The organism is Sphingobacterium kitahiroshimense, from assembly GCF_025961315.1.
GTDB classification, from domain to species: domain Bacteria; phylum Bacteroidota; class Bacteroidia; order Sphingobacteriales; family Sphingobacteriaceae; genus Sphingobacterium; species Sphingobacterium anhuiense.
In genome coordinates this window covers 3,027,119-3,051,070 of record NZ_JAOQNK010000001.1, presented here as the reverse complement: position 1 = coordinate 3,051,070, position 23,952 = coordinate 3,027,119, and the positions used below count along the sequence as shown (strand labels likewise).

Here is a 23,952-nt window from a genome sequence, read left to right as displayed (position 1 = left end):
TTATGAAAAGTGATGTTATAATTAAATCCTCTTATTCGGGGATGATGTATGCTAATGATTTTCAACGTTGGTATACTTATTTTGATCGGAGGCTCAAGGCTGAATGGAGTCCTTCTGATCTTTCTTTTTTACTCGGTAAGCCTGATCATTTTTATATGGATTTCGAGAAACTATTTGAGGTTTCTAAATTTTTATTATCTGAATCTATTTTACTAGATCGCATTTATGCTTGTTCGAAAGTTGTTCCAATGGAATTTTTTAGGGAACCTTACGAAGGTTCTACAGAGCGTATTGTTCGTGTTAAAGTAGTCGAAGATGAGGTTAAATGGTATTATAAAATCGAATTAGGCTGGACGTTTCAGCGGGGTAAAGATAAACCTGCTGCTCCTTTGCTTTATCTGGAAGAATGGAAGCCGGAAATTAATCTTCTACTGGAGTCTGATGCCATGATCCATGTGCGCTCTAGATTGGAAGGATTGTTAGCGAGAGGTGGATTTGAAGAAGGAAAATCCTCGTGGGAATTATTTCAAGAGGTGCGGCATACGGGTTTGTCGAAATTGATCATTTACCCGAGACACTTGAAAAACTGTTTGTATCAAATGATTCAGCAAGGAAAAATAGTAGTACGCAATGTAGATGATCGTTATTGTTTTAGTTCTGTGAAATAAGAGTGATTTAATATGATAGAATTATTTAAAAGTGACAAGGAGAAGCATCGTTTTTCTTCAACGATGAAGTATGCAAGTTCGATCTATTTTTTGCTGTTGCATCGAATAAGTTGCGATTACAGTCCTGAAGAGCTTTCATTCTTATTAGGACAGGATGATGACTTTGTATATCAATTAGAGCGGTTTAAGATATCTATGAGTAATCTAGAACTGATGACTCACCTAACTTGGGTTTTTGAAAAAAAGGAGCTAAGTTTTGAATCTTATGATGACAAAACTAGTTATGAGTTTGAACTTGGGGTTTGGGTGGAGAATGGGGTGAGATACTACCAAATGGATTATTTTATTAATGCAGTTGAAAGCATTTCTTTTTTTAGATTAATGGAAAATCTAAATATCAAAAGAATTGAAGATGCTGAAAGTCCAAGTTCATTTGAACGGGGTGTATGCCAAACATTTTTTGAAGCGATATTGTCCACCGATTATTTTAAAAGACCTAGGACAGCTAGACAAATTAAGGATTGCCTTGACGGCCATTTGGAGGATTATAAGATTCCTGTTATTTATTTTAAGAGAGAGTTGGATTTGCTCTGGGGTAGGAAGGGAACTGCTCCTCTAAAAAGAAGCAAAGCAAATAGCTATAGTTATCGGTATAGCCTGCATAAATAAACGGAAGTTATTATTTTTTAAACTAAAAATCTATGAAAAATATGGATTCAGAGGCTATTGCTATACCACAAAGTTTTCAACTCGCTTGTCAGCTTTTTGGTATTAAAGTGGCTGACTTTTTACAGCTTTATGTAAATCATTTTTCTTACATAGACCTGCATTTTGATGACAAATCTGTGTATTCTTTGGTAACTAAATCTTTCGATTATGTGATTCCAAAACAAGAAGAGGATAAACATAAATTGAATATTGAATTAACTGCAATAGAGCGCGATAAGGGGGTGAAATTAGTTCAGAGGCAAATTAAACTGGCCATGAACAGAAACTACAGTTATTCGCAAAGGAGAATGAAGGGTAAGCTGTTGACGAATCAACTTTATGATCTTTTTTCAAAAGATTGTGAGATAAAGAATGTCATTTATCTGGATGAAGAAACCAAGATAACACTAAATAAAGATTTGATGTTTAGATCACTTGTTTCGGGTATTTCGGCAACGCAGTTTTTGAATGGTATCATGCAATGTGTGGCGATCCCAGATTATCTAGCGAGAATACATTTAAATAAATCCATCTATAACCCAGTTTTAGGTGTATTTATTAGGGTATTTGATGGTTACGGTAGTATACGTGATAAGGAATTTCAAGATTCGGTACCATGCAGAGAAATGATGATGGAAATTCAAGAATTGAATAAGCGTTATTTCTTTTGTAGAGATGTGGACGAGAGAAAAGCGCATTATCAGGGATGGTTAAATAACTATTTAGAAAATAACAGTTTAAGTTAATGATATGAAGAATTTAGAGAATATTAAGCTCACTGATGAGTTTAAACAATTTTGTGATATTTTTAATTTCACACCTGAAAATGTTATTCAGGCTTTTGTTGATAAAGTTGATATAGCGGCGTACATGTGCTTTCCATTGGATCCTGATCGATGGGCCAATTTGTTTATGATGGAGTATTTAATTAAATATACGGATTCGGAAGGAGCATTGCAGGCTTACTTTGAATTTGGGGAAAAGTGGGCTATGATTATGAGAGCAGGGGAAAAGGATGCTCTTGAGAAAACTAAAAAACTGCTGGAGGATTGGCATAAATCTGTATTGGAAGACCGTATTAATCAGATTATGATGGGGGATGACGATAAGTTACAAAAATAAAAGTTTGAGACCTAACAGTTGAATTATCATGTTATGTTTACGTAAAGCTGTAGCACTCCTTCACTTATTTGCGTTATCTTTATACTAACGATATATAAACTATGACAAAAAAAATTTTTTATGGTGTTGCTGTTCTGGCTTTAATTAGTAGCTGTGCAAAAGATAGTGGTACTCCAGATCCTGACTTTTCGAAAGATATTCAAGTTCGATTGGGGGCATATGTGTGGCATCCTGTTATAGGGAACGCGAAGGAAACCGATTATAATCTAGATGACTGCGAAATGGATAACAGTTACCGCTTTATCTTTCAGGAAAAGTCAAATCAATTGAATCTGGATAAAGGGGTGAAAGTCTGTGAGGCGAATAAAGGAGCTTTTGAGGAGTTTATTTTCAAAGATGAGAATAATACAGGCTTTACTTTTAATAAAGAAAAGGGTACGATTAAATTTGCAAATCAAGATCAGTATTCTTCCTATACCGTAGTGGTTAATGGGGATAAACTGGTGTTAACGAGTCAGAATAATAATCCTGCGGCTTTTGTTAGGCCCGTGAAATATTATTTTAAAGGGGTGAAGGCTCAATAATTTGATATTCGCGTGAATGCATCCAATTAGTGAAGGCGTTCTGCTGGGGTTGAAAAAAACAAAATTTCCTCTGAGCCTAATATTGAGCTATAAAGAGAAGGATTGAGTTATTCGTTATTGGAAAGATTTGAAATGACTACTCGTCTTTATAAAATTTAACAGACCTTGAGAAAAGCTCATATTTTTTATAATCCATTCTAAAGAGAAGGATATTTTTGGTCAAGTTATTATCAGATTACGGTAGGAAGAGGATCGTTTATAACGCGTTTACATTAGTCATAAAAAAGGACGATCAAAATCGTCCTTTTTTATGTTTGTTACTTTTAGTAATATTATTATGATGTATTACTGATTTCTAATGCTAAAACGTTAATTTAGGGGTTTACAAACCGACCGATGGTCTCTTTTATACAATCTTAAATGAAACTTAGCAGTATATTTTTTAGTGGAATGTTATTTCTAGCGATTCCAAACTTACAGGCGCAGCAGCCAGCTTATAAAAACAGTAAACTTCCGACAGAGAAAAGAGTTCAGGACCTATTGGGGAGAATGACTAAGGAGGAGAAAGTTGGTCAATTGTCGAAATTGTTGGGTTGGGAGATGTATGAGAAGAGGGCTAAGGGTATCGGTGTAAGTGCAAAACTGAAAAAAGCAGTTCAGGAGCAGCATATTGGTCTGCTCTGGGCAACCTTGCGTGCTGATCCGTGGACTCAAAAAACGCTGTTAAATGGTTTGAGCCCTGTGGAAGCGGCACGAGCGACTAATGCGATTCAACGCTATATGTTGGATAGTACCCGTTTAGGTATTCCTTTGTTGTTATCTGAAGAAGCTCCGCATGGTCATATGGCTATAGGTGCTACTGTTTTTCCTACAGCAATTGGTCAAGCAAGTACTTGGAATCCAGTTTTAATTGAACAGATGGCGGCTACGATTGCAAAGGAAACTTACGCTGTAGGTGGAAAAAATGGTTATGGTCCTGTATTGGATCTAGCACGTGATCCACGGTGGTCACGAACAGAAGAGACTTATGGTGAAGATGCGTACTTGATCGGGCAGATGGGAAGGGCGATGGTGAAGGGCTTCCAGGGTGATGTAATTGGGAAAGAAGATAAAATAATTGGTACACTTAAACACTTTGTTGCCTACGCTGTTCCTGAAGGTGGTCATAATGGTGAAGGTGTTTCTGTCGGTGAAAGAGCAATGCGTCACCATTATCTGTATCCTTTTGAACAAGCTGTTCACGCAGGAGCAGGTTCTGTGATGACGGCTTATAACAGTATTGATGGTATTCCTTGCTCTGCAAATCCCTGGCTACTGAAAGATGTATTGCGTAAAGATTGGGGATTTAACGGTTTTGTCGTATCCGATTTATTAAGTATTTCTGGATTAAACGGAGGGCACGCCACAGCTTCTACTGCAGCAGAGGGAGCCTCACAAAGTATACATGCCGGTCTTGATGTAGATTTGAGCGGTACAGGATATGGTGCTAATTTATTGGAGGCGGTCAATAGCGGTCTTGTAGAAACTTCAGTTCTTGATACTGCTGTGGCACGTGTACTGCGTATGAAATTTAATCTGGGTTTATTTGACCGTCCTTTTGTGGATGAAAAACTGGTTGCAAAAAAGGTAGCTACTGTTGAAAATGTGACTATAGCACGTAAAGTAGCTCAGGAGTCTATCGTATTGCTTAAAAATGAAGGAGACTTATTGCCTCTGAAGAAAACGGTTAAACGTATTGCAGTTGTTGGTCCTAATGCGGATAATGCCTATAATCAATTGGGAGACTATACTGCTCCGCAGGCTGATGGTAAAGTGAAAACAGTATTGGCTGGTATCCGTGCTGCGGTAGGTAAGGGGACACAGATTGATTACGTGAAGGGCTGTGCTATCCGTGATACGCTTAATAGTAATATACAAGATGCGGTTGCGGCGGCGAAGCTGTCGGATGTGGTTGTTGTGGTATTGGGTGGTTCTAGTGCCCGTGATTTTAAAACAACTTATCAAGCTACAGGTGCCGCAAATGTCGATATCAATGCAGTTAGTGATATGGAAAGTGGTGAGGGTTTTGATCGTGTCTCTTTGGATATGATGGGGCATCAGCTACAGTTATTACAGGCTTTGGAGAAAACAGGTAAACCTATTGTGCTTGTGACCATCATGGGAAGACCTTTGAATTTGAATTGGGCAGCTGCACATATCCCCGCTATTGTGAATGCCTGGTACCCTGGGCAGGAGGGTGGACTTGCGATAGCTGATGTGCTGTTTGGAGATTATAATCCTGCTGGACGCATGCCGATTTCAGTACCTCGTTCTGTAGGACAGTTGCCAGTACATTATAATCATAATAAACCTAAACATCATGATTATGTGGAGATGTCGGCTAAGCCTTTATATGCTTTTGGCCATGGTTTGAGCTACAGTAAATTTGAATATGCTAATCTTGTTGTTGATGTGAAGGAAAGTGCAGACGATTTTGCTTGTACGGTTGCTTTTGATGTGGAAAACAAAGGACTGTTAAACGGTGATGAGGTGGCTCAGCTTTATGTTGTGGATGAGGTTAGTTCAGTAGTTACAGCTATCAAACAATTGAAACGATTTGAACGTAAGTCTATTGGGGCTGGTAAGCGTGAAAGGGTCACTTTTCAATTGACTAAAGAGGATCTGAAGCTTTGGGCTGTGGATAACCGGTGGAAAACTGAGAAGGGAAAATTTAAATTACTGATTGGTGCAGGATCTGATGATGTGCGACTGGAAGGTACATTGGAATTGAAGAAGGACTATTTGTAGGAAAAATAATACACTCGGAAAGTATACTATACTTGCATCTTTAATGATCCTACTCGTTTAGGATGTAAAATAAAATTGGGGCTGTCTATTATTGACAGCCCCAATTTTATTTTAATACAATGTGTTTAATATTCTTTCTATTCCAGGTATAGGTAATATGTATCAAACCATCATCATCTTGTATTATTGTCGGGTAGGAGTATTCATCCCCCTTTTTACCATCTTCTAAGATCAATGCATCTTTCCAATTCAGACCGTCTTTAGATAGTGCCACGCGTAGTTTCGTACGTCCTTCCCACCAATCTTTTCCGGCAAGATCGGGATTATAAACGATCATAAATTTTCCATTGTTTAGACGTATTGCGTCTGTTGCCGCATTTGGATTAAGCAGATTTGTAGCTTGCCAAGGTTGCCAAGTCTTTCCGTTATCGTTGGAAAAGGAGCTCATGACTTTATTCTCTTTACTGCGACACAGGACTTGAATTTTTCCATCTGCATGTTGTACAACACTCGGTTGGATCACCTGAATGGGGCTATCATGGTTAATGTTAACAATTGACCACGTTTTACCTCTATCTGCGCTGATCTCTAAATGAGCTTTCCAAATTTCGTCTTTTGACTCGGTGCTTGAAGGGGAAAGGATAGTACTATTTTTTAGGGTGATGGGTTTGTTTTTGATGGGACCTAAAATGTTTTGGGGTAATGCTTTCGCTGTTGACCAGGTATTGCCCTTATCTAGCGAATATTTGTAATAACCTTTCCATTCTCGAGGATTAGGTCCTATTTTATAATAAAGATATAGGCTGTCCGATGCTGGATGTTGATAAAATACAGGGTTCCATGTTGGATAGCGTTTGTCTCCAAGGACTCCATCGGCAACTTGCACAGGGGTCTGCCATTTGCCATTAATATAATGTGAAGTCCAGATCACAACATCGGGATTGGATTCATGTGTACCTCCAAACCAGGCGGCAATTAGGCTATCTTTTCCAATTTGTTCGATGGTAGAGGCGTGGCACTGTTTGAAAGGTACCTGACCTTCGTTAAAAATCTGAGTTGATGTTAATAGTGCTGGTCTATAATTATTGCAAGAAGAAAGGATAGTTAGTATGATTATAGAAAAGAAGAATAGTTTGTTCATATAAGTTTATTTGGTCCTGCACTTTTTCATATGTTAAACGAAGTACAGGAGTCTTTTTGGTTTTATTTTTTAGTTCGTTAATGTTTTAATATCTGATATATTGATTCCGGTAAAGCAATCGTCCTGACAATTTCCTATGACATAACCGCATGATGAGATCATCCCATTATTTTTCGTTTCAAAAAATATCTTTTTCTTTTCTTGTGCTACAAGCCATTCACCTTTTGCCTTGGTATAAACGTCATCGAGTGTCATAATTTCAGTTGCTCCTAATCCATTATATTTTCCTAATTCTTTTTCAGATTCTGACCAGCTGAGGTATTCTTTTAATGTAATCTTCTTATCCTTGAGGTATGTTTTGAATGCTTCCGTTATATTTGCTTCAATTGCTTCAATTTTCTCATCTGTCCAGCCCGTAGCCGGCGAGATAAATTGATTACCAAACCGCTGAATGAGATGCTCTCGTTTTGTTACTTTTCCATTGATGACTGATATTGTTGTTGTGGCACTTTGTGTCATTAATGAGGTGTTTGTTTGGTATTGATAGGAGTTATAGCTTTCTTTTTTGAATTCTTTAAACTTATCAAAGCTCTCTTCAAATTGATTTGAATATTCAAGGTCGCTATTTTTACAGGAAAATACAGACAGACTCAATAATAAAGATAAGGTGTAAATGATCTTTTTCATATATAAGTATATTGATTGGTTGAAAAGATAACGAGGTTTGACGAAATATTGCTACAAAATAAAGGAAGCCACTTGTGTGGCTTCCTTTGTTAAGATTATTTAATTTTAATTAACGTCCCAGAAAAGTTTGGTGTTGACATTATCTTGTGCTTTTACAGCGTCGTAATTCGTCCCGTTATTAGACAATTCAGATTGTGCGATGTTCCATCTAACAGGTACGGTTTTCTGTCTGTCTGACGGTGCTACTCGGAAAGCGAAAGTTGGATAGTCCAATCTTCTCACTTCTGACCAGTTTTCTGTAGATTGAATGATATTAAAATGTAACCATTTTTGCATGGCAATAAGTTGAATCTTATTTCCTCCCCAGCCCACATTTGAAATATATTTATTTATTTGTTCTCCTGTAGTAGGGGCAGGAACAGCCACATCATTATTGTTACTTGCTGTACGAATATTTTGTTGCATTTCAATTGAAGCTCTGATACCATCTTCGAAGGAAGTTTTTGCTGAAGCATCGTTTCCACCTCGTAATCTAAATTCTGCAATTAAAAATTTAACTTCAGCAGCCGTTATCAATATACCCGGGAATCTCTCATTTCTGGAATATGTCGAACGGTTGTAAGTCGTAATTTTACTAGGATTTGTTGTTGTGTTAATCAGTAATTCAGCTTGCGAAGCAACAGGTAAAGCTGGATCTAATCCCATATATTTCCCTGCTGCGCCAGGTCCTGGTTCGAACATATATGGCAATCTTGGATCAGCTTTGGCTACCATATCGTCAATCATAGTCTTCCCCGCAATATTATTGTTCCAGCTTTCAAGGGCGTCTCTAAATCCTTTGGAATTAATATCTGTAGCGATATCGACGATATCTACCTGGATATTGTCTTTGTTCTCTAATACTAATGGGGCACTGTTTAGAATATCAGCAATTTCTTGATTGGTTCTCGCAGAAAAAGCTTGAACTTGTCCAACTCGGGTTAGCATACGGAGGCGCAATGAATTGCAATATTTTCTCCATAAATCCAAAGATCCTGAGTTTACTAAATCCTGGGTTTTGAAACCTGTTAAAATACCAGGGGCAACCTTAAGATTTGTAAGTTCAGTGTTAATTGCTTTCAGATCATCTAACATAGCAGTGTATATGTCAGTAGCTTTATCATATTTAGGATAAGAAATTGTATAATTACCTCCATTCGTACTTAATTTTCCTGCTTCCGACCAAGGAATATCTCCATGCAAATCAACTTGCTGCTGGGTCATATCATAAAAAAATATTTTAGCAGCCAGATAAAATATTTTCTTATCATTCTTCTCTAATTCAGGAGCAGCATTATAGATTTTTTCAAATTCTCTAAATTGTGTTAGGCCTTGATAGTATCTTTCCCAACGATCTGTAATTGCAGCGGCCCCCGGTGTTAGTTGTTCATCGGCATTTTGCCAGCCAATTGTTTGGATATAGCGATGAGTTGTGGGCGCAAGGGTTACAAAATAGTTGCGGTATGTAGGGATAACTAATTCACGGTAAGTATATAATATTCCTGTAAATTGTTTTTCTATAGTTGTCTCAGTAACCTTTGATGGGTCACGATAGAGTTCATCAAAGGATGATTTTTTACAAGATGTTATTGTCGAAAGTGAAGCTGTACATAGCCCAGCGATCACAAAATATTTATTAATTTTCATAATTAGAAACTTGCTCTTAACATTAAACCATATGTTCTTGTTGCAGGACTTGTGCCAGCATTAGATACTTGATTAACCCAATACGATCCTCCTGTCATTTGTTCAGGATCTAAATCTTTGATACTTCGGTAGATAAAGAATAGATTACGACCAAACGCTGAAATTTGAATGTTTTTTGCTTTTAGTTTAGACGTAACCGATGAAGGAAGTCTATACCCAAATGAAAGTTCACGCATTTTAATATAATTGTTATCTTTTACGTAGAGACCATAATTAGAGTTTGAATATTGAGGGCCACCCCAGTTGTAGGTCTGTGCATAGTAATAAGCCTGTGAAATGATATTACTATTTGTTGAACCATCACTTAATGTACCTTGCATTAACATTCCGTCATGAAATACTTTTTCACCATTGGGTCCTGAGCTGCCATTGGTTGCAATTCCTTTACCACTTGATAAGTAGTAACTTAATCCGCCGTGTTCTGTATCCATTGCATTTAAACTTTCTTCTAGTAAGCCTCTGCTGATCATCCAATTAATACCTGTTGGCATAACTTGTCCACCCCAGCGGAAATCAATTAGTGCGTCTAGTGTAAAGTTTTTATATGTAAATGTATTAATAAAACCACCTGTCACCTTTGGCATAGCATTACCCGCTTTGATCCATTTGTCTGCATCTAATTTGTAGAGTCCGTTGTCTGACACAATTTTGTTACCATTAGCATCTAGTGCATTAGGATGAACCATGATATCTCCCATTGATTGTCCTACTACTGCTACTAATTGTGCAGCATTGCCATCATAATCTCTTAGTAGAAGTTTTGATTCTTTTCCAGGAAGTTCCTCAACAACGTTTTTATTTGATGCAAAGTTTAGGACAGAATTCCATTTAAAGTTTTCGGATTGAATTGGTGTACCTGTAATCGCAAATTCCCAACCTTTATTTCTAAGAGTACCAACATTTGCTAAGATTGAAGAAGAACCTGATGAAATCGGAAGTGTAAAATCAAGAATTTGATTAACGATTTTTCCATTATAATAAGTAAGATCAATACCTAATCTATTTTGAAACATTTTAGTTTCTAAACCAAATTCAAATTCATGTTTATTCTCTGGTTTAATGAGTTCGTTTCCGAAACTCGATGTAGGTACATTAGTGTAAAGAGTCGGTAATGAGCCCCCTTGAATTCCTAAGGAATTCTGTGTATAGCTCAATGCGCTTCTGTAAATATCAGGGTATTTTCCCACGATACCAAAAGATCCTCTTAATTTGGCGTAATTGAAGGCCTCTGGTAAATCAAATGCTTCCGATAAAATTAAACTTGAATTGACTGAAGGATAATATAGTATGTTACGATCCGGATGCATTGTTGATACGACTTCTCTTCTTAGCGTTCCTTCAAGAAACCAATAGTCTTTGAAGTTAAAGTTCAATGTTCCGAAAAATGCATCTTGTAGTCTGTTTCGTTTAAGGCTATAACCTCTGCTTAAATTTACTGAAGAACTTACATCAAACCAATCTCTTACACTTAATCCTCCACTTGTAGCAGATTCCACATCGGTACTTAAGGTTTTTGTAGCAGTATAACCAACCATTGCACCTAATTTAATATCTTCAGTTATTTTCTTGCTATATGAAGCAAGAAAATCTGCATAATAAATGTTTGCATTTTGATTTTTTAACGAGTAGTAACCCGTATTCTCAAAAGCCAGTGGTCTTTCGTTTGGTTGCTTATCTTCAATTCTTCCTCCTGTAATATCTGCCGAGAAGCGGGCACGTAGAGATAGATCATCAGTTACTTGATAGGTGTTCGTGAAAGATCCGATGAGACGATTTGAATATTCATCATATTGTTTTGCCTTCACATTCCACATATAATCCAAAACATCTGCTTTGTAACCGTTGTATCTTAAATTTTCATCAGGTGTTAGACTTTGTGCTGTAGGACCATCAATAACATACTTATAACCCAAACTTGTTCTATATTTGTCAAGATACCATTCTGGATTGTCGAATGTGGAAATCATTCCCGTAAAGTTGTTAATTAGACGATCAGTAAGGAAAGGTCTATTATGTGTATGCTGGTTAATAAAATTGACTGTAACGTCAGTGGTTAGTTTCTGCCATAATTTAAAACTAGCACCTAGGTTGGCAATATTCTTTTTATTATAAGAATCTAGCGAAGTCATTTGATTATCTTGACGTGTCAACGAGAAGCGAATATTTGAAGTTTCTGTTGAATGTCCTAAAGCCAAGTTTATTGTTGAATTATTGGGATTGTTGAATAATTTATTATAAGAGTTTTGGGCTACATATGGTCTAACTTTTCCATCCCATGAAATTATAGGTTGTCCATCAAATTTTGGTCCGAAGTTGATTGATGCAGGTAGTACTCCTCTTGTAACACCATCAATAGCACGATCAGCTCCGTAATAGAAAAATTTATCTTCTGCTTGCCCACCATTAGCATATTCTTGACTATATCCAGGTCCTCTTACATCTTGAAATCTTGGTAAATAAGCGATCTGATCATGTGTATAAGTTGCATTGAAATCAATAGAGAAACCTTTTCCTCCTTTTCCAGATTTTGTTGTCACCATAACAACTCCATTGAGTGCTTCAGATCCATACAGTGCCGCCGCAGAAGCTCCTTTCAGAATAGTGATGTTCTCGATATCTTCTGGATTCAGGTCTTCAAGACCATTACCCCGTGCACGTTGGTCGCCCCAGTAATCACTATTGTTAAAAAGGTTTTGGCGCATTGGAACACCATCTATAATTACTAGAGGTTGTGAGCTGCCTGTAATGGAATTTGTACCACGAATATTGATGTTGATCCCCGAAGTTGCTCCACCTGGAGCCGCGGAAATACGGACACCAGGTGCTTTACCATATAATGCTCCTGCAAAGTTAGGACTTCCTGTTTTGGTTAGCTCTGCAGCTCCAACTGTACTCATGGCATATCCCAGCTCTTTAGGGGCTCTTTTTATACCCATTGCGGTTACAACAACTTCATCCAGTGCTGAAGCATCTTCTGTTAAAGTAGCATTAACCGTTTTAGTTGAACCAACTACAATTTCTGTTGACTTGTAGCCAATATTGGAAAAACGTAAAGTTTCACCTTGTGAGGCTTGGATTGTAAAACTACCATTTGCATCTGTCTGTGTACCGCGAGCTGTTCCTTTTACGGAAACGGTTACACCGGCGACAGGTCCTTTTGCATCTGTTACTCTCCCGGTAATAGATTGCTGTGCGAAAAGGGAGGATGCACTAAATAAGGTGCATAATGCCAATCCCGCACTTTTTTTGTAAAAATAACTCATAACGAATGGTTTATAAGTGTGATTAGTTTGTGTGAAAAAGTGTTTGTATAAAGTTTTCTATGATAAAGGCTGAAGTTCCTAGACTTTGTGCCTGTTTATTGGTATCAGATATTTTTAGTTGTGTGGCCTGTGCTAATCGTGGGATACAAAATTCATTGATTGCGGTTTGGATCTGAGGCATTAAAATTGTTCCTGCCCGAGCTCCTCTTCCACTAATGATGATTGCTTCAGGATTGAGGATATGAATTAATGTCGCAATACCTTTTCCCAGCATATAGCCTATTTTGCCTAAGTTGGCAACAGCTAATTGATCGCCATTTAGCGCACTTTCTAATAGTGCATCGCCCTGAGCTAATAGATTATTGTGCTGATCTTCTTCTAAGCTTGATTTTTCTCCAGCATTAATTGCTGTCTGTACGTTTTTTACTGCGGCGGTAAGAGAAGCTTCTACTTCAAGACAGCCCTTTTTTCCGCAGGAACATAATTCATTGCTGTCACTAAGCGGAATATGACTGAATTCACCAGCGTAACCGCTTGATCCTTTGAATATTTGGTCGTTCACGATCATGCCCAAACCTACACCCCAGTTGAGATTGATGACTAATGAACTTTTTATGTTTTTAGCAGCACCAAATTTTTGTTCTGAAAAAGCAATACACGTGGAGTCATTTTCAATGATCGTTGGGATTTTAAAATGATCGAAAATATGTTTTTTAATATGATGTAACTTAGATTGTTTGTCATATGAATCATTAATACCTTTTTCTGTATCCACAAAACCAGGCATACTAATACCGATACCTAAGAAATTGGTAGCAGGTATGTTTGATTCTGCAATTAAGTCTTCAGTTAGACTAATGATTGTTTCTAAAGCTTTATTGCTGTTTTTTAATGGATTATAGTTGTCGACATTTTCTGCTATGACGTTATTTTCTAGATCAAATATGTAAATAGATGTGTAGAATTGGTCTAGTGCAATAACTAAGGTATAGGTGTTTAAATTGTTGTTTATTTTAAATTGGATAGCTCTTCTGCCACCAGTAGAAGCTGCGAGGTCATTACCTTCAATTAAATTCATTTCCAGTAATGAATTTACTGATTTTGTAATAAGTGGAATACTCTTATTAAATGTCTTGCTCAACTGCGCAATCGATTGCAGTTTTTGAAAGTAAATTGCTTTTATAATCTGGTTATTCATAATTGGATTGGTTTTCCGTAATAGTAAAGTTACAGCAATATTATTAAGATGCAAATACTTTTTGCTTTTTTTTAATAAGTAAATTTTCTTAATAAGGGGAATTAATATCATTTTAATCTAGTGAAGAGATTTAGATTAAGATTTCGATATTTTGTGGGGAATTAGAAGGGGAAATTAAAATTTTTAGGAACTTTTTTATTTTAAAGCTATTTTTTGAAAAAAGATATAAGTTTCGAACAATTGTAACAGGATTCGGAGAGATGGAGGAAAAAAAACCCTACTGCAGGATCAGATGCAGTAGGGTTTGTGTAGTTATTTATTATTAAACCTTATTTCGATTTTAATTGAATAACGGTAGCATAGTTTAATTTAGTACCTGGATTCTTAATAACAATTTGATTTTCCTTTTGTGTCCATTTCAATTTTCCTTTGTGACCTAAGATACTCATGTCTTTAATTTTGAAATTCTCAGGAACGTTGAACGTAAACTCACTTGGTTGTTTATAGCTGTCACCTTCTACAATATGGAAAATATTGACGGTCTTGCTATCCTTACTTCTGGTATAGTAGTAATCTCCTTCATGATAGGGTGCAATAGGTCGGGTAGCATAGACTGCTCCTTGGTTGATCTGCATCCATGATGCTAATTCTTTTAATCTGTCGTAAGCCGCTTGATCGTAATCCCCGTTTGGTCCAGGCGCGATATTCATTAAATAATTGCCACCCCTTGCGATAATTTTGATCAAAGTTTCTACAATTTTTTTAGTTGGTTTGTATTGATCATTAGGAACATAGCTAAAAGAGTTGCCCATGGTAATACAGCTTTCCCAAGGGATGTCTAATGTATGTTCTGGGATGGCCTGCTCTGGTGTGACATAATTTTCCCACTTACCCGGTACAGTACGGTCGACGACAATGATGCCGGGTTGGTTCTTACGGGCCATATTTCCGATACGGTCCATATCAATATCTTGTTCTACCTTAATGGTTCGTTGCCAGTCAACAGATTGGTCAATGGTTTTGAATGGTCTTACCCAACCGCCGTCTAGCCATAAAATATCCACTTTTCCATATTCAGACGTCAATTCATTTAATTGGTTGTAGGTATAGTTTTTAAACTTCTCCCATCTTTCAGGATGTTTTTGCGGATCGTAATTTACGTTACGGTCTTTAGGCGGGAAATAGTTCCACCAATAAAAATCGGTATGCCAATCAGGTTTGGAAAAATAAGCTCCAATTTTAAAACCATCGCTACGGAAGGAGTTGAAAATTTCTTTTGTAATGTTGGCTTTTGGGTTTTTTGAAAATGGTGTATTTGGGGAGGTGACTTTGTAGTCAGACTCTTTCGTGTCAAACATAGCAAATCCATCGTGGTGTTTTGTGGTAAATACGACATATTTCATCCCGGCAGCTTTTGTGGCATCGGCCCATTTTTTAGGATCGAAATCTGTTGGATTGAATGTTTTTTGTAAATTTTCGTAGTTCTTTACATAATCATAGTAGTTTTTGCCGTGCTCTGGTTTACGTTGTGTCCAACCTTCATCTTCCGGACATAAGCTCCAGCTTTCGACAATTCCCCATTGACTGTACGTGCCCCAGTGCATAAAAAGTCCGAATTTCATGTCCTGCCACTGTTCTAGGTTTTCAATAACTAACGGGTCTGTTGGTTTTTGATAACCAGAAGATACATTGTGCGCTTGTCCAAATGCTACTGTAGCTGTTGTCGCTATTAGAGCAGTTGATATAATTGTTTTTAATGTTAGCATGTATAAATATAGTTAAAATGATAAAAAGAAAGCCGCCATTTGGCAGCTTTCAATAGGTATGTTGTGGGTTTAATTAATTTACATCCCAGAAGATTTTGGTATCACGCGTATCTTTTGAACGAACAGCATCGTAATTCTCCGAGTTAACAGAGATCTCTCCGGTAGGATATAAGAATCTTAATGGTAGAGTCGAATAATTCGCTGCCCCGGCTGTTAATATCGTGATTTTTGGGTAGCCAGTTCTTCTGTATTCAGACCACGCATGTTGTGCTTGTAAGAATCCGTAATGCAGCCATTTTTGAGTTAAAATCAGTTCTAATTTTTGTGTTGAATTTCCACTATATTTTGCTGTTGAATTGTCAACGAAATTAGTGATTACGGCATCGGTAGGCTTTGTTTCTGTTTTTAAGCCAGACGTATTTAAATTATTAAGATAATAATAGAAAGTAACGGATTGCTTAAGTGCTAGATCATAAGCGGCTTTCGCATCTGTGTCATTTCCCCATCTTAAAAGCGCCTCAGCTTTAGCAAAGTTTGTCTCAGATGCTGTTGCAACTATACCTGGCAGTTTTGCGTTATCAAAGAATGTTGCTGAATCCAGCACTGCATATTTTTGATAATTTGTTAATATGTCATTTTCAGTGAAGGTTATCGGCATGGCATTATATTCCTTATTTGGGGTAAATATACCATCTTTTGTCACACCGAATTTATCATAAAATACAGGGATACGCGGGTCATCAGCAGGTTTCATTATTTTATTTAGCATGTAATCTGTAGCATATTGATTATTGCCCTCTGTTAATGCTTCACGTAATGTTCCTGTGTATGTTGTTAATGGTTGGAGCAAAATATCTGTACTACCAGGAACGTAGTTTGCATTAGAAGAACCGTCAACTAGCGGGTATGTGCCTGGATCATTCAACATTTCTAAAACTTCTATTTTAGCTTTACTTTCGTCTACATTTGAAATTCGCATTAATAAGCGTAAACGTAAAGAGTTGGTATACCGTCTCCATTTATTAAGACTACCGGCATTTAAAATATCAAACTTTGAAAAATCTCCGGTGGTTGCCGCTTTGCTAAAATAAGTGTTAATTTCTTTCAGATCGTCTATAAAAGAATAATACAGTTCTTTTTGATCATCGAATTTTGCTTTTTTTGCAATACTTGTTAAAGGTAAACTCCCAGCTTCTGAAAATGGAATATCACCATAATTGTCAATCAGCTTTGAAGCTTCATCGTACATAACAACTTTGCCTGCTTGTAGGAAAATTTCTTCCTTCGCTTGATTTTCTTGGCTTAATTCTGCATACGCAGCTTCCATCTTTCGATAGACACCTAATACGCCTGGAGCATAGAAATCTGTCCAGTAGCCATAGGAATAACTGTCATTTGGCTGGTACATCGTATTGTTCGGTATAAAAGACGATGTCTGACTGTATATTGTTTGATTGGATAGAATAAATGTTCTGTAATGCCAATAGGATGGGCGAACTCTATCGTTGTTTAACAAATCTGCAAAAAAGCCAGGTATACTAGCCTCAGTGGTTTGATCGGGATTGTTAAACGCATCTTCCAATTGTGATTTACATCCTGTAAACCCAAGGGTAGATAGCGTTAAAAATAATAGGATATAAAATGATTTATTCATGATTAATTACGATTAAAAATTAGCATTCAATGAAAACCCGAAACTTCTAGTAGCAGCATTAGAACCCACATCTACACCTTGGGACCACCATTGATTTCCAACAGGTGATTCTGGATCAAGATTTTTTAGTGTTCTGTAGAAATAAAATAGATTTCTACCCATTAACGATACTCTAACGTTGTTTAATTTGAGTTTTTGTGTTACAGAAGATGGAATTCGGAAACCAACTGAGAGTTCCCGCATTTTTACAAACGAATTATCATATACTGCTCCTTTCTCAGTCCATGAATCCGCTCCCCAAGCGAAGGTATTCATGTAATAGTCAGCGGCGCTTAGGTGTACATCATTTTTCTCACCAGTATTCTGATTTACACCATCCAAAGTAACACCAGTTTCTCTGTATTCCAAGGTGTTTTCATAAGCACCGGTTCCCATGGCATATTTCTGATTTTCAGAAACCATTTTACCCCCTAATCTATAATCGACGGTGAAATCTAATGACCAATTTTTATAGTTGAATGTATTAGTCATACCACCTATTGCCTTTGGTAATATATTTCCTACATATTTATACTTTGTTTTATCAATAACATAGTAACCTTCATCAGAAATTAGATTATTACCCTGATCATCTTTAGCAATATCGTAGGCATAAATATTGCCTAATTTTTTACCTACTTCGGCAACGACTTTTAAGGAGTTCTCATCTGCGCTGTAGAACGTTAGCATATCGCCGCCACTATTTAATTTATCCACCATAGTTCTATTGAAGGAATAGTTTAGACGGGTATTCCAACTGAAATTTTCACGCTGGATAGGAGTTGCTGTTAATGAAACTTCTAGACCATTATTTGAGATACGACCTACATTCGTCCATTGAGAAGTTGCTCCTGATGATGCTTCTGTTGTTAGATTTAGAATTTGATCGTCAATGTAATTATCATAATAGCTGATATCTAAACCTAATCTGTTTTTTAAAAATTTAAGTTCTAATCCATACTCCCATTCGTATTTCATTTCAGGCATAAGTCCCAAATTTCCATAGCTACCATTATATGTCAAAGAAGGTACAGATCCATTAATTGTAGCTATTGCATTTTGACTATTTGCGACATTTGCAACATATATTCCGGCATCGTTTCCGACAATACCGTAGGACACACGTAATTTTCCAAAATTGAAATTTTGAGACTTCCAGCCCAGAGCATCACTAAAAATAAAACTTCCGCTTACAGAACCATATTTGTAGTTGTTGTTGCCGGGAGGCATGGTGGAAGAATACTCGGAGCGATAAGTACCGTCTAAATAAGCAAATCCTTTATAACCAATATTGGCCATTCCGAAATATGCATATTTTATTTTTTTCTTACGCTCATTCCCTGTCGTCGCTGGTGCATAGCTATTGCTGATACTAAACCAATTTTCTTTCACAAGCCCACTTTGTGTAGTAGACGATTGGTCATCATAATTTTCTTCTCTAGATTGAAAACCTGCACTTACACTGTAATCCCAATCACTGTTTATTTTGTTAGCATAAGTCGCTAATACATCGCCATACAGTATTGAGTACAGTCCTTTTGAAGTGCTGAATCCACCGGAACTATTCGTTGTTGAATTATAGCGTGTTGCATGCTCGTTGTATTGTTTATTTGTGATGGCTGCCGAAGTAAAATCATTACCGATACGGCCTCTTAATTTGAGGTGATTCACGACATCCCAATTTAAGGTGGCACTTGTTAACAAGCGATTTTCTGTTTCGTCGTAGCTATTTTTATATTGAGACCAGAAATAATCCAACAAATTATATGGTCGAATGGCATATTTGAAATCCTCATCACGACCAGTAGTAGCTACAGAATATTTATAGCCATCCGAAGTTTGATATTTTTCTTTTAGAACAGACATGTCTTCTGTACGACTAAAGAAACCTCCAAAAGATCCGAGAACTTGTCCTAGTAATTGCGATCGATTATGAGTTTCTGTATTTGTATAGTTTGCAACGAGATCCAATGACAATTTTTCGTGCATTTTTACTGTACTATTTAGATTGAAGGTATTTCTACTTTGTTTTGAACCCGGACTTGTACTTTTATAATCCATACGTGTACCGCTCAAACGATAGTTCACTTTGTCTGTTTGATTTGAAATTGCAAAGTTAATATTTGAATTATAACCATTGTCAAAGATATCCTTAAAGTTATTTTCGCGTGCTTCGTATTTCTTGGTTGTTCCATCCCACCAATTTACTTCTTCACCAGTAAATTTTGGGCCAAAATTTCCGTATGAACGGAAGTATGGGCGTCTTCCTGAGGGTGAGTCTTTATCTGCGATCCAACCCTCCGCATCAGCACCGTTCGCTAGATTGGTCGCAGCGTCATAACCAGGGCCATAGATATTTTGGAATTTCGGTAAGAATGCGGCACGTTCTATAGAACCATTATAGTTAAAATCAATACCTAAACCTTTTCCTTTAATGCCTTTTTTAGTGGTGATGACAATAACTCCACTTGCCGCATCAGATCCGTATAGTGCACTCGCCGCAGATCCCTTTAAAATAGTCATACTTTCAATATCGGCAGGATTAATATCTAACATTCCATTACCACGGACACGTTGGTCATCCCAATAGTTATTGTTATTGGCGCCTTTGGTTCCATATTGTTCATCATTACGAATAATTACACCGTCTACAACATAAAGGGGTTGACGTTGGTAATTTAAAGAGTTAATACCGCGAATTTGAACATTTACAGCACTTGATGCGCCGCCAGGCGCTGTAGTAATTTTTACGCCAGAAACTTTACCATATAAGGCTGATCCTATGTTCGTATTTCCTGCTTTAGTAAGTTCCTCTGCTTTGATGGTGCTAACTGCATACCCTAAAGCTTTTGCATCACGTTTGATACCCATTGCTGTTACGACGACTTCGTCTAATGCAGAAGCATCTTGCGTTAGTGTTACATTAATCGATTTAGTTGAGCCAACAGTAATTTCAGTAGTTTTGTATCCAATCGTTGTAAATCGCAAGATTTCTCCCTGTGAAGCCTGGATGGTAAAACTGCCGTTTGCAGTGGTTTGTGTCGCTCGTGAGGTTCCTTTTATGGTAACTGTTACGCCAGATACTGGTCCTGAAGCATCTTTTACTGTTCCGGTAATGGATTGCTGTGCGAATAAGGATGATGCACTGACTAAAGTGCATAAAGCTAATCCCGCACTCTTTTTCTGAAAATAATTCATGAGTTATGATTTATAAGCTAATTAGTTTGTAGTTATAAGGGTTTGTAATGTGTTTTCTATAATAAAGGCAACAGTCCCAATACTTTGTGCCTGTTTATTTGTTTCTGATATTTTTAATTGTGTTGTGCTGGCCAATCTAGGTATGCAAAATTCATTTACTGCAGTCTGAATCTGAGGCATGAGTATGGCGCCGGCTTTGGCTCCCCGGCCACTGATGATAATGACTTCAGGGTTGAGGATATGGATTAATGTAGCAATGCCTTTTCCTAACATATAGCCAATTTTTCCAAGACTGGCAATAGCAAGCTGATCACCCTGTAATGCATTCTCCAGTAAAGCATCTCCTTGTGCTAATAGGTTATTATACTGCTCGGCTTCTAAACTCGATTTTTCTCCGGCCTTTAAAGCATTCTGTACATCTTTTACTGCAGCGCTGAGGGATGCCTCTACTTCTAAACATCCTTTTTTTCCACAGGAACAAAGGGTGTTGCTATGGCTTAGCGGTATATGGCTAAATTCTCCTGCATAACCACTCGATCCTTTAAATATTTGACCGTTTACGATCATGCCTAATCCGACTCCCCAATTTAAATTGATGACTAACGCATTTGTTGTCTTTTGTGCCGCGCCAAATTTTTGTTCGGCAAAAGCAATGCAGGTGGAGTCGTTTTCAATAATCGTCGGAATTTTAAAATGATCAGTGATGTGTTTTTTAATGTGGTGTAGGTTACATTTTTTATCGTACGAATCATTAACGCCTTTTTGTGTGTTTACAAATCCGGGCATACTGACACCAGCCGCAATAAAATTGGCTAGTGGAATCTGTGACTTAGTAATAAGCTGATCAGCATAACTGATGATGTTTTGGAGTGCTTCTGACTCGCAAGAAAGGGGATTATATTGATCAGTAATCTGTTCAATTATTTTGTTTTCAAGATTATAAATGTAAATCGATGTATAATATTGATCAAGCGCAATAACTAACATATAATGAGAAAGGCTATTGTTTAGCTTGAATTGAATAGCGCGTCTTCCTCCCGTTGATGTCGCAAAACCATTACCCTCAATAAGTTTCATTTCCAGTAAGGAATTTATTGATTTGGTAATAACCGGAATACTTTTATTAAAAGTTTTACTTAGCTGTGCAATTGATTGGGATTCCTGAAAGTAAAGTGCTTTTAAGATTTGGCTGTTCATCATTAATAATCTTCGTATTGTCGTATTGAAAGCATAAAGAAAGCAAAATTTATTTGTAAATTCAATTACTTTATAATATTTATTAATAAGTAGTGACGTCTTCCTCTTTTTTTATCAATAATGAATAGTTTAATTTGATTTTATTTTCAAAAGTTTTTTGGAATGTAACAGACGTAAAAAGCTCGCGGATTTTTTTACAGTTGTTATGCATACTTTATTGCTTCTACTTTCTTATGTTTTTGTTTCAGGTGATGATGGATAATATTGGTGTCATTTAGATATTATTAAGAAAAAAATAAAAGTCCGTGTTTATGCTATTTTAAATTAAAATGCGCGTAAAAGTGAACAGTAAAATTGTTATTTTTATGCCATAAACAAACTATTTTATGAAACAGCGTTATTATTCACTTGACGTATTCCGAGGAGCTACAGTTGCTCTGATGATTATGGTCAATAACCCTGGAACATGGGCTCATATGTTCGCACCATTAAAACATGCCGGTTGGCATGGCTGTTCCCCAACAGATCTTGTTTTTCCTTTTTTTCTATTTGCAGTTGGTAATGCCATGTCTTTTGTTATTCCTCGACTTCAGGAAGCTGGAGATGTTGTATTCTGGAAGAAAGTGATCAAAAGAACGGTTTTGATTTTTGCTATTGGTTTATTCCTTAACTGGGCTCCGTTTGTGCAGTGGGACGGTGATACACTTGGTCTGAAACATTGGGTAAATCCAAATAATCCTGAAAAGGGTATCCGGATATTAGGTGTACTTCAGCGCATTGCTTTGGCGTATTGTTTTGCTTCTATTCTGGCTTATTACTTTAAAGAGAAGGCGTTAATCTGGATTTCTTCTGTTATCTTATTGGCTTATTGGGCTATTTGTGCTTTTGCTGGACAGGCAGGAGATCCTTATAGCCTTGCAGGTTGGTTTGGAACTCCGATTGATATACAGCTATTAGGAGTAGCTCATATTTATAAGGGAGAAGGTGTGCCTTTTGATCCTGAAGGCCTGATGAGTACATTACCGACTATTGTACAAGTCGTTTTTGGTTATCTTGCCGGTACTTATATCAAGAAGCAAGGGCAGGTAGATTGGTTATGGTCTAAGGTTTCTGAAAGTAAAGAGCCTCATTTCAAATTACTTTCAGGGTTATTTGTAACGGGGTTTATTCTGGTAGTTTTAGCATGGATCTGGTCATTAGGTTTTCCGATCAACAAAAAAATATGGACAAGTTCCTATGTGCTGTACACAACGGGATTAGGAATTATGACCATCGGTGGAATGATCTGGTTTGTTGAAGTACAAGGTGTGAAAAATGGTTTGACTAAATTTTTTGATGTGTTTGGCAAAAACCCACTTTTTATCTTTGTACTAAGTGGTGTTTTACCGCGATTGGTAGGGCTGATCCGTATTCCGGATGGGGTAGGAGATGATGGAACTGTTTTATACACCAACGCATTTACCTGGTTTTATATATCAATCTGCAAACCTTTACCAGGCCCACCAGAGGTCGGTTCTTTCTTTTACTCGTTATGCTTTTTGGCCTTGATGTGGGGTATATGCTATTACTTGGATAAAAAGAAAATCTATGTGAAAGTTTAAGGTATTCCTTATTAATGCAGAACGAATTTTAAGTTTATTGTTATCAGGTGTTTTGTCCCTCAATTGATTTCAACTTTATGTAAATTACCAGGTGCATATTAAGGTGGCACTTTAATATTACTGCGTTACTACTTAAATTTTAATCTTCATTTTCTTTGCAGATTAAAGTTTAAGTGCTACCTTTGCAGTCAATTAACAAAAATTTTTAACGCTTTAATATTATTTCAGAGATGTATTTAAGTAAAGAGTACAAAGCAGATATCTTCGCGGAATTTGCAGGTTCGGCAACGAACACAGGTTCTACAGAAGGACAAGTAGCTTTATTCACTAAGAGAATTGCTCACTTAACTGAGCATTTGAAAAAAAACAGAAAAGATTTTAACACACAACGTGCCCTACAAATGTTAGTAGGTAAACGTCGTTCATTATTAGCTTACCTGTACAAAACTGACATCAACCGTTACCGTGCGATCATTAAAGGTCTTGGTTTACGTGATATCATCAAATAAGCTTTTAGTTATAAAAACTTTAGAAAGCCGTCTCTTTGGAGATGGCTTTTTTTTGTCGCTAAATTTTGAAATGATGATCTTATG

The 23,952-nt window shown here is 36.9% G+C and carries 17 protein-coding genes; 8 read left to right on the top strand and 9 right to left on the bottom strand.

The features are described 5' to 3' along the window. Positions 1 to 2 precede the first annotated feature (2 nt). From M2265_RS13515 to M2265_RS13490, 6 genes are all read left to right on the top strand, one after another. The gene (locus M2265_RS13515) at positions 3 to 668 is read left to right on the top strand and encodes a hypothetical protein (protein WP_132772450.1); all 666 of its coding nucleotides are present in this window, start codon (positions 3 to 5) and stop codon (positions 666 to 668) included. A 12-nt stretch (positions 669 to 680) separates the two neighbouring features. Then, complete coding sequence (locus M2265_RS13510; protein ID WP_021189872.1) at positions 681 to 1,337, top strand: hypothetical protein; 657 nt, start codon at positions 681 to 683, stop codon at positions 1,335 to 1,337. 32 nt (positions 1,338 to 1,369) lie between these two features. Beyond that, entirely contained in the window at positions 1,370 to 2,122 is a 753-nt protein-coding gene (locus M2265_RS13505; protein ID WP_021189873.1) for a hypothetical protein, read from the top strand. 4 nt (positions 2,123 to 2,126) lie between these two features. Next, a complete protein-coding gene (locus tag M2265_RS13500) occupies positions 2,127 to 2,498 on the top strand; it encodes a hypothetical protein (protein ID WP_132772448.1) in 372 nt (123 codons plus the stop codon). A 101-nt stretch (positions 2,499 to 2,599) separates the two neighbouring features. Beyond that, the gene (locus tag M2265_RS13495; RefSeq protein WP_132772447.1) at positions 2,600 to 3,082 is read left to right on the top strand and encodes a hypothetical protein; all 483 of its coding nucleotides are present in this window, start codon (positions 2,600 to 2,602) and stop codon (positions 3,080 to 3,082) included. A gap of 420 nt (positions 3,083 to 3,502) precedes the next feature. Then, positions 3,503 to 5,869: a glycoside hydrolase family 3 N-terminal domain-containing protein gene (locus tag M2265_RS13490; protein ID WP_132772445.1), complete on the top strand. Its 2,367-nt coding sequence runs from the start codon at positions 3,503 to 3,505 to the stop codon at positions 5,867 to 5,869. A gap of 106 nt (positions 5,870 to 5,975) precedes the next feature. Here the strand turns inward: M2265_RS13490 and M2265_RS13485 are convergent, their stop codons facing one another. The 9 genes from M2265_RS13485 to M2265_RS13445 all read right to left on the bottom strand — a co-directional run bounded on the left by M2265_RS13485 (position 5,976) and on the right by M2265_RS13445 (position 21,761). After that, positions 5,976 to 7,010 (bottom strand): sialidase family protein, encoded by a 1,035-nt coding sequence (locus M2265_RS13485; RefSeq protein ID WP_021189876.1) that lies wholly within the window; start codon positions 7,008 to 7,010, stop codon positions 5,976 to 5,978. Between the two features lie 69 nt (positions 7,011 to 7,079). After that, on the bottom strand, positions 7,080 to 7,697 hold the full coding sequence (locus M2265_RS13480; protein ID WP_132772443.1) for a hypothetical protein: 618 nt from the start codon (positions 7,695 to 7,697) through the stop codon (positions 7,080 to 7,082). Between the two features lie 105 nt (positions 7,698 to 7,802). Beyond that, positions 7,803 to 9,383 (bottom strand): SusD/RagB family nutrient-binding outer membrane lipoprotein, encoded by a 1,581-nt coding sequence (locus M2265_RS13475; RefSeq protein WP_132772441.1) that lies wholly within the window; start codon positions 9,381 to 9,383, stop codon positions 7,803 to 7,805. A 2-nt stretch (positions 9,384 to 9,385) separates the two neighbouring features. Further along, the gene (locus M2265_RS13470; protein ID WP_132772440.1) at positions 9,386 to 12,706 is read right to left on the bottom strand and encodes a SusC/RagA family TonB-linked outer membrane protein; all 3,321 of its coding nucleotides are present in this window, start codon (positions 12,704 to 12,706) and stop codon (positions 9,386 to 9,388) included. Positions 12,707 to 12,728: 22 nt separating this feature from the next. Beyond that, complete coding sequence (locus M2265_RS13465; protein WP_132772438.1) at positions 12,729 to 13,904, bottom strand: ROK family protein; 1,176 nt, start codon at positions 13,902 to 13,904, stop codon at positions 12,729 to 12,731. 329 nt (positions 13,905 to 14,233) lie between these two features. Further along, entirely contained in the window at positions 14,234 to 15,670 is a 1,437-nt protein-coding gene (locus M2265_RS13460; protein WP_132772436.1) for an alpha-L-fucosidase, read from the bottom strand. A 73-nt stretch (positions 15,671 to 15,743) separates the two neighbouring features. Then, on the bottom strand, positions 15,744 to 17,324 hold the full coding sequence (locus M2265_RS13455) for a SusD/RagB family nutrient-binding outer membrane lipoprotein (protein ID WP_132772435.1): 1,581 nt from the start codon (positions 17,322 to 17,324) through the stop codon (positions 15,744 to 15,746). A gap of 12 nt (positions 17,325 to 17,336) precedes the next feature. Beyond that, entirely contained in the window at positions 17,337 to 20,561 is a 3,225-nt protein-coding gene (locus tag M2265_RS13450) for a SusC/RagA family TonB-linked outer membrane protein (RefSeq protein WP_132772434.1), read from the bottom strand. Positions 20,562 to 20,582: 21 nt separating this feature from the next. Next, positions 20,583 to 21,761: an ROK family protein gene (locus M2265_RS13445; protein WP_132772432.1), complete on the bottom strand. Its 1,179-nt coding sequence runs from the start codon at positions 21,759 to 21,761 to the stop codon at positions 20,583 to 20,585. A 383-nt stretch (positions 21,762 to 22,144) separates the two neighbouring features. On the opposite strand from M2265_RS13445, the gene M2265_RS13440 reads away from it, so the two are divergent. Then, positions 22,145 to 23,359: an acyltransferase family protein gene (locus M2265_RS13440; RefSeq protein WP_132772430.1), complete on the top strand. Its 1,215-nt coding sequence runs from the start codon at positions 22,145 to 22,147 to the stop codon at positions 23,357 to 23,359. A 230-nt stretch (positions 23,360 to 23,589) separates the two neighbouring features. Then, on the top strand, positions 23,590 to 23,868 hold the full coding sequence (gene rpsO / locus M2265_RS13435) for a 30S ribosomal protein S15 (protein ID WP_021191167.1): 279 nt from the start codon (positions 23,590 to 23,592) through the stop codon (positions 23,866 to 23,868). Positions 23,869 to 23,952: the final 84 nt, after the last annotated feature.